This window comes from Catellatospora vulcania (genome assembly GCF_009720385.1).
In the GTDB taxonomy this organism is placed as follows: domain Bacteria; phylum Actinomycetota; class Actinomycetes; order Mycobacteriales; family Micromonosporaceae; genus Catellatospora; species Catellatospora vulcania.
Map to the genome: position 1 here is coordinate 362,903 of NZ_ML769304.1, position 12,406 is coordinate 375,308.

Sequence of the window (12,406 nt, forward strand, 5' to 3'; positions counted from 1 at the left end):
GTGCGGGCCCGGTCCGGCCCGCACCGCACTTACGATCTTCACAGGCCGATGTCCCGTTTGCCCGGCGTCCCCCGGCACGGGATCCTCGCGCGGACTACGCCTGATCGTCGCAGTCGACCGTGGCCGGCACGCCGGTCGCCACCCTCACCGCCGTGTGTGCGATCTCGCGTACCGATTCATCCTGGTCAGCGACCGCAAGCTGCCGCAACAGGGACAACGTGCGCTCGTCGTCCCACCAGCCCAGGGCGAGCAGCGCTATGGCGACCTTGCGATTGAACTCCTCGACGTCCGCCACGGCCACTTCCCGCAGCATGACCGGCGTCTGCCCCTCGTCATGCCAACCGGCGGCCACCGCACGCATCGCCGCCGCGCTGACGATCGACGGCCCGATCTCCAGGAACCCCTCCGAAGGTCCCGTCAACCTCGACAGCGCCTGCAGCGCAGGAAGTGTCCTGGCGTCGCCACGCCAATCGCGTGCCAGCGTGTTCACCGCTTCGGCCTGCGTCCACCAGTTCTCCTCGTGCAACGCCCGATCGCGCAGCATCGGCAGCGTGCCCGCATCTGTCGGCCAGCCCTCCACGATCGCCCGCATCGCCGCCTGCCGCACGATCGAGCTTCCCTCGCTCGCCACCATCCTGTGCAACGACGCCAGCACCTCGGCATTGCCCCTGCCACCGCGACCCATGACGGACGCCGCCTCGGATCGGACGTTCTCATCAGGGTCGCGTGCCGCGATCTCCAGCGTCAACGGCAAGGTGCCGGGGTCGTCAAGCCAGCACTCGCCGATCGCGGTCAGCGCGGATCGGCGCACCGCGAAACTCGGTTCGTCCACCGCCAGGCGTCGCAACAGCTCCAGCAGGTCGCGTCGTCGGCGTCGGGAGGCCACCGCGACGACCGCCGCCGCGCGCACGATCGGCTCACCGCGTCCGACTGCGACCTTGTGCAGCAGTGGAAAGGTCCCTGTGTCATCGGGCCAGCCCGCTTCGAGGGTCTGGACCGCGGTCACCAGGACATCGATGTCGTCGGCCGCGGCTATGAGGTTTCTGACCGACTCAAGCGCACCCGGATGCAGCTGCCAGCCCGACCCGATCGCCACGACGGCCGCGATTCGCAGGAATCGTTCCTCGGCGTTCTGCGCGAGGTCGCGCAAGAACTCGAACGAGGCGGGCTCGCCTCGCCATCCGGCCCCGATCGCCCTGACCGCAGCGATACGTGCAGCGACGTCTCCGTCACCGGCGGCCACGCCACGCAGGAAAGACAACGCGTCGGCATCCCCGTGCCACCCGACCCCGATCAGCGACAGCGCCGCGGTGCGGACGTACAACCCGGGCTCCTGCGCGACGAGTTCGCGCAGTCTCGCCAGCGGAACAGGACGGCGACGCTGCGCCCGCAGCGCCTCGATCGCGCTGAGGCGGACGTCGGTCACCGGGTGCCGGAACGCGAGTTCGACGAGGTGGTCTGTGCTCGCACCGGGCTCGCGGCAGGCGTTTGCCAGCACCGCGGCCGGCACGGCGCCGGCGTCGGCCAGGTCCCACACCCGACGATGGAACCAGTCGAGGTAGCCCTCCCAACCTGGCAGCGCAGTCCCCAGCCCGGCAACCGTCGGCACGATCGTGCCGCTCACAGCCGCCCCGCCGCCGAGCAGGTTGGTCTTCGCCGTGAAGGAGAGCACCTCCAGCGCGTGGATGAGGTGACGGAACACGGCAGGACCGGCCAGGGTCAACCGGCTCAGCCTGCGCACCTCCGCCAGGCACCGCACGGCGAGCGCGAGGTGGGTCGGCGAAGCCTCATGTCGAACGGCCCAGTGCGGGTTCCGGTCGAGCAGGCTGAGGATGCAGCGCTCGGCGGTGCTCTCGCCCAGCATACCGGTGATCAGCAACAGCACCTCCTGCCAGGCCGGGTCCTGCCAGCGGCGCTGGAAGAGGTCGACGAGCTGGTCCTCGGTGAGCTCCCGGGTGCGATGGAAACGGTCCACGATGTCCGCGGCGGCGAGGTACTCCAGGAAGGACCGGTGCACGAATCCGTACACGTTGCCGCCGAATCGGCTCAGGATGAAGTTGCGGTCCCGGAACTGCTGAAGCATGGACGCGGCCGCCTGCTTGGCCTTGTCGAGCGGCACGTGGCCGGGGTCCCGTTCCCGCAGGAAGGCGGCGAACTCGCCGGTCAGATCGTGGCCGCTGATGAAGTTGCCCGACAGCCCGGCCGGGCTGTCCTGCATCCGCCGGGCGACCAGGCGCAGCAGCTCCAGCTTGTCGGTGGCGTCCAGGTAGGGCAGGTTCGCCGACGGCAGTTCCTGGTTCAGGAACTTGCTCGGGTCCCAGTGCTCGACCATCACCGTGACCGCGTGCTCGAAGACGCTGCTCCGGTCGCGCGGCAGGGCCCGCCGCCGCCCGATGATGGCGAGGATCGTGAGCAGCATCGGGTTCCCGGCGATCTCGGCCACGGCCGTGGAGTTGCCGATGGCGTTGAGCAGACGGCCTGCGAGCTGCTCGCCCTGTGCGGGGTCGGCCCGGCAGGTCACCTGATACCACCGGGTCACGAAATCGCGGACCTGCCCGTCGTCGAGATCCTGGATCTTGGCTTTGGCGAAACCGGCCGTCCTCAGGTCCTCGCCCTGGTATCCGACGGGACGGGAGGTGACCACGACCCGAGCCTGTGGATGGGCGTCGGCGAAGCCGACGATGTGCCGTTCCACGAGGTTGCGCAGTTCGGGTTCGAACACCTCGTCGAGCCCGTCGAAGAAGACCACCGCCCGGCCGTCGGTGCGCAGGTGATGTGCCAGGTCCTCCGGGGGCAGCCCGGTTCCCTCGGCGTGCCGCTGCTGCCAGTACCGGGCGAACGCGTCCACCGGGTCGGCGCTCAGCACGCGGGAGAACGCGCGCAGTTCGACGAGCAGCGGCAGCCATCCGGCCAGCGGCGCCAGCGGATCCGTCGGCTGCACCTGGCCGCTGAGCGTGTAGACGACATACTTCGTCAGCGTGGTCTTGCCCGCGCCCGGATCGCCCAGCAGAACCAGGCGCGCACCCTCACCGGCGAGCAGTTCCAGCGCCTGGACCGGCGGGCGCTGGGTGTATGCCTTGCGTACGTCGGCCAGCAGTGCCCGGTCCACGTCGGGTGGTAGGTCACGCAGGTCCTGGAGGTCGTCCTGGGCCAGGCGCAGCATCAGCTCGCGGGGTAGCTCGACGGTCGGTGGATCGCTTCTCACGAGCTGGCCGACGAAGATCTCACCCAGCCGCAGGGGCGGGTGGTCGTCCTGCTCCGACAGCGGTGTCAGCACCTCCAGGTCGATGCTCTGGAAGCGCCTGCGCACCGCTGTTCGGTAGGCCTGGCGCGCGGCCTCCCAGCCGGCTGTCCGGCCGGCCGATCCGGCCTCCTGCTCGTGTGCCGAACGACCCCGGTGGAGCAGCCAGCCCGCTGATCCCACCGCCACACCGAGCAGAGCCGTCAGGCCGCCGGCGACGCTCATCCAGCTGTCCGCGTCGCCGAGTGTCTGCCCGACCAGGAAGAGCACCAGCCGGACCATCAGGGTCACCGTTCCCGCGACAACGAGTGCCGCTGCGGCATACCACCAGGTCGCCCGGGACATGAGTCGCATTTGGACATCATCCAGCAGATCCCACAGAACCGGCATCACCCCATCGATTGGTCCGCACGACCGACCCGAAGGCACCCCCGGTGATTTGGTGGAATGACGTTTGTGCAGTACCTTGGCGCGAACAATTCTCACGGCCAGAGCCGACGCGCGCGACGGGGACGCACGCCGGCGGCGTCAGGCATGGAGGCCGCGCGCAATGACTTCGTACACCGTCACCATCACGCCTGACGACCCCGCTCAGGCCGTCACGACGATCCGGCTCGACCTCGACGGGGCCGCGACCACGGTGCGCGAGCTGCGCCTGTCGGCCGGCTCCGGCGGCAGCCTGACGCCCGGCGATCTGCCTGTGCTCGACCTGAACCAGCTCGTCACCGCGGTGCTCGCGGCGACGTCCGGGGCAGCCCCGGCAGCCGCACCGGCCAAGCCGTCCCGGCGTACCCCGGCCGTGCCCGCCGCCGTGCCCGGTGAGCTGGAGATGCAGGCCCCGGCCGAGGGCGAGCCCGTCGCGACGAAGGCGGCAGGCCGCAAGCGTCCCGCAGTCAAGGCGGCACCGGCTGCCTACGCGGCGGAAACCCCGGCCGCACCCGTGGTGACCGAGGCCGCCGTTGCCGCGATTGCCAAGGCCGACGCGAAGGCTGAAGGCAAGTCCGACACCGGCAAGTCCGCGGGCAAGGCACGAGTGGCCAAGACCGGCACCGCCAAGCCCGGCGCGGCAGAGCCCGCTGCGGCGAAGCCCGCTGCGGCGAAGGCGGCGCGGGCCAAGGCGTCCGCGCGCAACGCCGCGGCCGCGGCGCGGGAGAAGAAGGCGGCCCCGGCCAAGGCCACGGCGAAGAAGGCCGCCTCGTCCACCCCGGACAGCGGCCGCCCGAGCGGTGCCAGCCGCAGCTACCGCAAGCTGCCGGAGGACTTCGAGCAGGTGCTGCGCCAGGCCGGTGACAGTGCCAGCGTCATCGCCGACCACTACGACGTGCCGCGACACACCGCGTACGGCTGGATCCGTACCGCCCGCAAGAAGGCCGCCACGGTCTGACCCGACGGCACGAGCCACTGCTCGACGGTGCGCGTGGACGACCACGCGCACCGTTTGCTTTTCCGCGACCATCGCACGCTCATCCGCGTCGGCCTGTCGCCGCGCCCGTTACTGGTCATCACGGGTTCCGCCGACGGCGGATTCGACCCCACGCGCAGTGGCGTCGACGAGGACGAGATGACGCCCCCGCACGGACTGTTCCTGGTCGCCACCCTGTCTGCCGAACCGGTGGGCTGCGGCGCGCTGCGTCTGCACCCCGGCGAACCCGCCGAGATCAAGCGCGTCTGGGTCTCGGAGTCCGTGCGCGGCCTCGGCGTGGGCCGCCGCATCATGGGTGAACTGGAACGGCACGCGGCGGCCGCCGGAGCCGACTCCGTGCGGCTCGACACCAACCGCACCCTCACCGAGGCGATCCGGCTCTACCGCACCTCGGGCTACCAGGAGATCCCCGCCTACAACGACAACCCGTACGCCCGCCACGGGTTCGCCAAGCCGCTGGTTCATTCGGCGACCCCACGTCGATGACGGCCCTGACGAGGCCTGGGACGAAGGTCGCCGGCAGCGCAGGTCAGCGCGCAGTGGCGTTAAGAAGGGCACCTTCCTCTACCTATGGCGATGTGAAGGTGCCCTTGCTTTCATTCGAAGCGGGTGGGGTCGCCGGCGCCTATGCGGAGGATCACGGGTTCGTCTTCGGAGAAGTCGACGACCGTGGTGGGTTCGGTGCCGCAGTCGCCGGAGTCGATGACGGCGTCGATCAGGTGGTCGAGGCGCTCCTTGATCTCCCAGCCCTGGGTCATCGGCTCGGTGTCGCCGGGCAGCAGCAGGGTGCTGGAGACCAGCGGCTCGCCGAGTTCCTCCAGCAGGGCCTGGACCACCGGGTGGTCGGGGATGCGTACGCCGACGGTGTGCTTCTTCGGGTGCAGCATGCGGCGTGGCACCTCGCGCAGCGCCGGCAGGATGAAGGTGTAGCTGCCTGGCGTCGCCGCCTTGATCAGCCGGAACACCGAGTTGTCTATCTTGACGAACTGCCCGAGCTGGGCGAAGTCGCGGCAGACCAGGGTGAAGTGGTGCCGCTCGTCGAGTTTGCGGATGTCGCGGATGCGGTCCAGCCCGTCCTTGTCGCCCAGCTTGCAGCCGAAGGCGAAGCACGAGTCGGTGGGGTAGGCGATCAGCCCGCCCTCCCGCACGATGTCGACGACCTGCCGGATGGAGCGGGCTTGCGGGTTGTCCGGGTGCACGTCGAAATACCTGGCCACACGCTGAGACTAGTCCTCCGCGGGCGGCCGTGCCCGGCGCACTCGCAGGCACGGGCGCACGGCCGGCGTCGAGGTGCACTAGGCTCGGCCGCCTTGGGATCCCTGGGGAGGAAAACCAATGCGCTTCACGCGTACGCATGCCGTCGTCGGCACCTTGACCGTGGTCGCCGCGGTGCTGGCCGGCGTGGTGCTGGTCCTGGACCGTGGCGGTGACCCGGAGACCGGTGCCGAGCCGCGCCCGAACGCGGTGTTCGCCACCGACGAGCCGGCCGGGCCGAGCGAGTCGGCGGAGGCCTCGCCGAGCCCGTCGCCCTCAGTGAAACCGTCGCCGTCGAAGTCACCCAAGCCGAAGCCCAAGCCCAAGCCGAGCCCGAAGAAGGTGGACCTGCCCGGCCCGCCGCCGCCCGCGCCCAAGCCGGCGTCGACGCCGTCGGGCGTCAAGTGCCCGACCTACAAGGGCACGAACGCGCCCAAGGCCGACGTCGAGGCGGCGCTGGAGTCCGCCGCGGCCCGTAAGTTCTGGACGGTCTCGCAGGTCACCCTGCCGCCGAAGCTGATCAAAGCCGTGGCGATGCAGGAGAGCGGCTGGCAGTCGGCCATCATCGCGTGCGACGGCGGCATCGGCACGATGCAGGTCATGTCGAGCACCGCGACGTGGCTCAACGACGACTCCCCGTTCACCCTCGACGAGGACGTCAACACGCTCCAGGGCAACACGGTGCTGGGCTCGGCCTACCTGCAGTGGCTGATCCGGTACTTCGGGATGAAGTACGGCATCGGCTGCGAGGAGCCGGACCCGGCGGTGTCCCCCGCCCCGGCCTGCACGCCGGACTACACGCTGCGCGAGGACGACTGCCGCCGCGACCCGGCCGTCGCCGACAGCAAGGAATGGTGCCTGCTCAACGCGGTCATCTCGGCCTACAACTACGGGCAGAACGCCGTCGACAAGGAGATCAACGACGGTGACGAGGTGTGGTATCCCAACGCGCCGTACGTGGCCAACGTCCGGGCGCTGATGGAGCGGTACTGATCAGATCCACAGGTTGCCGAGCAGGATGCGCCGGCTCCAGTCCTCGTACGGCAGCGAACCGCCCGTGTAGATCGGGTGGTAGTACGCGAACACGACGGCGACCAGCAGCACGAACACGCCCGCCATGACGGCCCCGAACAGCTGCCGGTCGGGGTCGCCGGGTCGGCCCGGTGGCGGGGACATGGCCGCGCCGAGCACGAACACCACGGCGAGGATCAGGAACGGCTCGGCGGGCAGGGCGTAGAAGTAGAACATCGTGCGCGCCGGGAAGAAGAACCACGGCACCAGCGCGGCCGCGGTCATCGCCAGCACGGCCCCGGCGCGCCAGTCGCGGCGGGCGAACCCGAACCAGATCGCGGCCAGCAGCGCGGGGATGAACGCCCACCACAGCAGCGGTGTGCCGAGCAGCAGCACGTCGGCCATGCACTTGTCCGCGCCGCAGGGCAGCGACTCGCTGCGGTAGAACAGCACCGGCCGGCCCAGCAGCAGCCACTGGATCGGGGCCCACTCGCCCACGGACTGGTAGCTGTGCGCCTCGGTGATCGCCTGGTGGGAGCCGTACGCCAGCTCGTGGTACTGCATGAGGTTGCGCAGCGCGCCCCAGAACGGCGGCTCGTCCTGGCCGCTGTCGCGCAGGTAGTGCCGGGCGTAGCCGCCGTCGGTGGACAGCCAGCCGGTCCAGCTCGCCAGGTACACCCCGAACGTCAGGGGCAGCCCCGCCAGCAGCCAGCCGGTCTCGTCGAGGATCGTGTCCCGGATCGGGTGGCGCACCCCGGCGCTGCGCCGCGCACCCGCCTCCCACCACAGCACCAGCAGCACGAGCACCGGCGTGAACGCCAGCGCCGACCACTTCACCGCCAGCGCGCACCCGAACAGCAGGGCCGCGGCCAGCCGCCACCACGGCACCGCGCCCGGCGGGCGGCTGCGCCGTCCCCTGGCCTGCGGGTCGCCGCCGTCGGCGAGGAAGCGCAGCCAGCGGGTGCGGCGCTGGTCGCGGTCGAGCACCAGTGCGCCGAACGCGGCCAGGATGAAGAACATCAGGAAGATGTCGAGCATCGCGACCCGCGACAGCACGAAGTGCATGCCGTCGAACGTCATCAGCAGCCCGGCGGCGCAGCCGAGCACGACGGAGCCGAACATGCGCATCGCGATGCGGGTCAGCAGCAGCACCGAAAGGGTGCCGAAGACCGCGGCGGAGATGCGCCAGCCCAGTTCGTTGTAGCCGAAGACCTGCTCACCGAGTCCGATGAGCCATTTGCCGAGCGGCGGGTGTACGACGTAGCCGGTCGTGTTGTCCTTCTCGTTCCACTCGAAGCCCTTTTCCCACAACCAGTGGGCGTCGGTGGCGTAGTAGGTCTCGTCGAACATCTTGCCCGGCGGGTTGGCCAGGTCGTTCAGCCGAATCAGGCCGGCGAGCAGGGTCACGAACAGCGCGGCGGGCCAGGCGTAGGGGTCGAGCAGGGCCGGTGACAGCCGACGGCGTACCACGTCGGGGACCCGGGCGGCGGGTCCGGACGGCGGGGCGGGTTCGGCGAGCGCCTGCCGTGGGCGCGGCACACGGGCCGTCTGCGTCATGCGGCGCATCGTATCCGGCCGGTCCGGCACCGGTTGACCGCCCGGCCCGGCACTTGCGCAGGCCCTTAGTCTTTGAACCCGACGGAGAGGCGGCGTGGTGCTGGACGAAGTGATAGGCGACCTGCAGCTGGACGAATGGGCCGACGGCACCGCCGTCGTCAGCAGGCCTTCCGGCACCGCCAAGGCGGCGGGTGCCGAAGGGCGGGTGCCGGTCGACCCCGACGCCTTCGACTTCCTGTCCGGGATGCGGCCCTTCAGTTTCGTGCTGGATCCCGATGACGGCGAGGCGCCCGCCGACCGACCGGACGCGTGATCGCATGCCGACACCCCGGGACCTGCACGCAGCACTCCGGCCCGGCCGCGCTGGTTGGTCGGCGGCGATGACACGGCTGGTCGCGCCGGCGACGGAGCTCGCGTCCCGCGGCCCGGCGCACCAGCCGGCGACCCCGTCCACCAACGACCCGGGGGCGACCTGGTTCGAGCTGGTCACCCGGCCGCTGTGGGGCCTGGCCGCGCACGCCGCCGGCGGCGGCCAGGCGCCCCGGCAATGGGAGGAGGTCCGTGGCGCGCTCACGGCCGCCGTCGACCCGGGCCATCCCTGGTACGCGGGCCCGCCCTTCGACCGCAACCAGCGGCTCGTCGAGTCGGCGGCGGTAGGTTACGCGCTGGCCGTCGCCCCGCACGAGCTGTGGGATCCGCTCACCGGAACCCAGCGCGACGACCTCGCGGCGTGGCTGTCCACGGCCGCGGCCGCCGAGCCGGTCGACAACAACTGGCACTTCTTCCCGGTCCTGGCCGCCACCGGGCTGCGCGCTGTCGGCGTCGCCGTCGACGAGGCCGTGATCGGGGCGCACCTGGACCGCCTCGACGAGTTCGCCACCGTCGACGGCTGGTACTTCGACGGCCAGGGCCAGCAGCGCGACTACTACAACCCGTTCGGCTTCCACTACTACGGCCTGCAGCTGCTGGGCCTGGGCGTGCTCGACGAGCAGCGGGCGCAGCGGGTACGCGAGCGCGCCACCGCGTTCGCGGCGCAGTTCCAGCACTGGTTCGCCGCCGACGGCTCCGCCCTGCCATACGGCCGCAGCCTCGGCTACCGCTTCGCACAGGGCGCGTTCTGGGCCACACTGCCGGTCGCCGATCTCGAAGCCGTCCCCTGGGCGCACGCCCGCGGCCTGGCCGAACGGCACCTGGCCTGGTGGTGGGAGCAGCCGATCCTCGACCGTGACGGCCTGCTCAGCGTCGGCTACCGCTACCCGAACACCGGCGTGGTCGAGCAGTACATGGGCGGCGGGTCGCCGTACTGGGGCACGAAGTTCTTCGCCGCCCTGGCCGTGCCCGCCGAGCATCCCTTCTGGACCGCCGAGCCCGCGCCCGCCGGCCGCCGAGCCCGCGTGGAGTTGCAGCCCGCGCCGTCGATGCTGGTCAGCCATGATGCCGACGGGGACGTCACGGCGCTTTGCGGGCAGGAGGCGTACGTGTGGGCGCGGGGCGGCACCGCGAAGGCGGCGAAGTTCGCGTACTCGACGCTGGCCGGGTTCAGCGTCCCGACCGGTGGTGAAGGGCTGGGGCACGGGGCATACGACAGCGCGCTGGCGCTCAGCGAGGACGGGATGCACTGGCGGGTCCGCGAGCGCGGCGACTGCGTGCTCGACGGCGACACGCTGCTGTTGACCTGGCACCCGTGGCCGGACGTCACAGTGCGGACCACGCTGCGCTTCGAGGGCGGCGGGCACCGGCGCACCCACGAGGTCGTCACGGCCCGGACGCTGCAGACGGCCGAGACCGGCTTCTGCGTGCCGTGGACCGCGGCGGGCCATGCTCCCGCGGGAGCGGTCGAAGACGCCGGGCGGGCCGAGGTTGCTTCGGACGGTGTCGTCTCGTCCGTCGCCGACCAGGGCAGCAGCGCGCCCCGCGCCGGGCAGGTGCTGGTGCCGACGGCGGGTGGCAACGTGCTGTTCGGCCGCACCGCGCTGCCGATGCTCACCGCGGAGCTGGAGGCCGGAACCCACCACCTGACCTGCATCGTCACCGTCCGCCGCCACTGAACTGATGGGAAGGGCACCTTCTACATCGCATAGCGATGTGAAGGTGCCCTTCCTTCGCCCCGGGGCAGATAACGGTTACTGGAGTGAGGTTGTGTGACGGGGGACACGTGCATTATGGTCTGCGTACTCATCGGGGGAAACGTTTACGAAAGATCGATGTAGCTCTGCCGTAAAGAGGACGACCCATGCAGCTGTCCCGCCGCCGCCTGCTCCAAGCGGGTGGCGTTTCCGCGCTCGGCGCCATCGCGCTGCCCGCACTCGGCTCCGCCGCGTACGCCGCGGACGAGTTCGACACCCTGCGCCTGCGCTACCGCGACACGATCACCGGCACCGGCTTCGACCCGGCCGTCGAGCCCTACGCCTCCCGGCTGGCCGACATCGGCGCCCAGGCCGCGCAGCGGCGTGCCACGATGACGCCGGCCGGCGCGGCGCTCTGGCCCGACCTGCCGCTGAGCGACCCGGCCTCCATCAGCAACAGCTACGGCCGACTGAAGACCATGGCACTGGCGTATGCGCAGCCCGGCACCGGCCTGACCGGCAACACCGCCGTCCGTGCCGAGGTCGTCACCGGTCTGGACCACCTGCACACCAAGGTGTACAACCCGTCGACCACCTACTACGGCAACTGGTACCACTGGAACATCGGCGCACCGCAGACGCTGATGGACGTGATGGCGCTCGTCTACGACGTGCTCACGCCGACGCAGATCAGCAACTGGCTGGCCGCCGTCGACCACTTCACGCCGTACGTCGCGCCGATGCTCAACGGCGGCGCAAGCACCGGCGCGAACCGGGTCGACATCTGCGTCGTCATCGCCCGGCGCGGCATCCTCGGCAAGAACGCCGCCAAGGTCACCGAAGCCCGCGACGGGCTGTCCGCCGTGTTCGAGTACGTCCGCACCGGCGACGGCATCTTCGAGGACGGCTCCTACCTCCAGCACACCGTCGTGCCGTACGCGGGCAGCTACGGCGCGGTGCTGCTCGGCGGCCTCGGCGGCCTGTTCGGGCTGCTGTCCGGCTCGACCTGGGCCGTCGCCGACCCCCACCGGCAGATCATCTTCGACGCGGTGACCCGGGCCTGGGCCCCGTTCATGTACAACGGCCTGATGATGGACGGCGTCAGCGGCCGTGCCATCAGCCGCGGCCTGGCCGTGCAGGACCTGCTCGGCGTGCAGGGCGACGACCACGTACGCGGCCACGGCATCACCAACAGCATCCTGACGCTCGCCGACGCCGCCTCCCCCGCCGAGGCCGCCACGTGGCGGGGCATGGTCAAGGGCTGGATCCAGCGCGAGTACTGGGGCAATCTCGCCGACGACCGCACCATGGGCGTGCCCGCGCTGGCCCGCTGCCTGGGCGTACGCGACAACGCGGCGATCACCGCGAGCGCGGAACCGGTCAACCACCGCCTGTTCGCGGCGATGGACCGGGCCGTGCACCGCCGGACGGGCTGGGCCGCCTCGCTGAACCTGTGCTCGCAGCGCACCACCTACTACGAGACCGGCAACGGGGAGAACCTCAAGGGCTGGCACACCGGCAACGGCATGTTGTCGTACTGGGGTGCGACCTGGGGCAACGGGCAGTACTCCGACGCCTTCTGGCCGACCGTCGACCCGTACCGGCTACCGGGCACCACGGTGTCGAAGAAGACCCTCGCCGACGGGGCGGGCGGCATCTGGGGCGCGTCGAACCCCGGCACGGTTTGGGTCGGCGGCGCGTCCGACGGCGTGTACGCGGCCATCGGGCAGGACACCCGCGGCCTGGAGTCCACGCTGCAGGCCAAGAAGTCCTGGTTCTGCCTCGACGACGGCATCGTCTGCCTCGGCGCGGGCATCACCAGCACCGACGGCGTCGCCGTCGAGACCATCGTCG

General features: G+C 70.9%; 9 protein-coding genes. 6 read left to right on the forward strand and 3 right to left on the reverse strand.

Annotated features, from left to right (window positions below; genetic code table 11):
• Positions 1-94 precede the first annotated feature (94 nt).
• Positions 95-3,727: a HEAT repeat domain-containing protein gene (locus tag F6W97_RS11860; RefSeq protein WP_155370298.1), complete on the reverse strand. Its 3,633-nt coding sequence runs from the start codon at positions 3,725-3,727 to the stop codon at positions 95-97.
• Between the two features lie 64 nt (positions 3,728-3,791).
• On the opposite strand from F6W97_RS11860, the gene F6W97_RS11865 reads away from it, so the two are divergent.
• A complete protein-coding gene (locus tag F6W97_RS11865) occupies positions 3,792-4,625 on the forward strand; it encodes a hypothetical protein (RefSeq protein ID WP_155370299.1) in 834 nt (277 codons plus the stop codon).
• Between the two features lie 177 nt (positions 4,626-4,802).
• Positions 4,803-5,150, forward strand: coding sequence for a GNAT family N-acetyltransferase (locus tag F6W97_RS11870; RefSeq protein ID WP_155370300.1), 348 nt, complete (start codon positions 4,803-4,805; stop codon positions 5,148-5,150).
• Positions 5,151-5,260: 110 nt separating this feature from the next.
• On the opposite strand, the gene F6W97_RS11875 is transcribed toward F6W97_RS11870, so the two are convergent.
• A complete protein-coding gene (locus tag F6W97_RS11875; RefSeq protein WP_155370301.1) occupies positions 5,261-5,881 on the reverse strand; it encodes an L-threonylcarbamoyladenylate synthase in 621 nt (206 codons plus the stop codon).
• 118 nt (positions 5,882-5,999) lie between these two features.
• Between F6W97_RS11875 and F6W97_RS11880 the strand changes: the two genes are divergently transcribed.
• Positions 6,000-6,911 (forward strand): transglycosylase SLT domain-containing protein, encoded by a 912-nt coding sequence (locus F6W97_RS11880; RefSeq protein ID WP_155370302.1) that lies wholly within the window; start codon positions 6,000-6,002, stop codon positions 6,909-6,911.
• Here F6W97_RS11880 and F6W97_RS11885 read toward each other — a convergent pair whose 3' ends face one another.
• Positions 6,912-8,486 (reverse strand): dolichyl-phosphate-mannose--protein mannosyltransferase, encoded by a 1,575-nt coding sequence (locus F6W97_RS11885; RefSeq protein WP_230686600.1) that lies wholly within the window; start codon positions 8,484-8,486, stop codon positions 6,912-6,914.
• A 94-nt stretch (positions 8,487-8,580) separates the two neighbouring features.
• Here F6W97_RS11885 and F6W97_RS11890 point away from each other — a divergent pair, with 94 nt between their 5' ends.
• The 3 genes from F6W97_RS11890 to F6W97_RS11900 all read left to right on the forward strand — a co-directional run.
• On the forward strand, positions 8,581-8,799 hold the full coding sequence (locus tag F6W97_RS11890) for a hypothetical protein (RefSeq protein ID WP_155370304.1): 219 nt from the start codon (positions 8,581-8,583) through the stop codon (positions 8,797-8,799).
• 4 nt (positions 8,800-8,803) lie between these two features.
• Positions 8,804-10,534 carry a DUF2264 domain-containing protein gene (locus F6W97_RS11895; RefSeq protein ID WP_269059679.1) on the forward strand — a complete coding sequence of 577 codons (1,731 nt, stop codon included), beginning with the start codon at positions 8,804-8,806 and terminating at the stop codon, positions 10,532-10,534.
• Positions 10,535-10,719: 185 nt separating this feature from the next.
• The coding region (locus F6W97_RS11900; RefSeq protein ID WP_155370306.1) for a polysaccharide lyase 8 family protein at positions 10,720-12,406 on the forward strand (1,687 nt) is incomplete at its 3' end.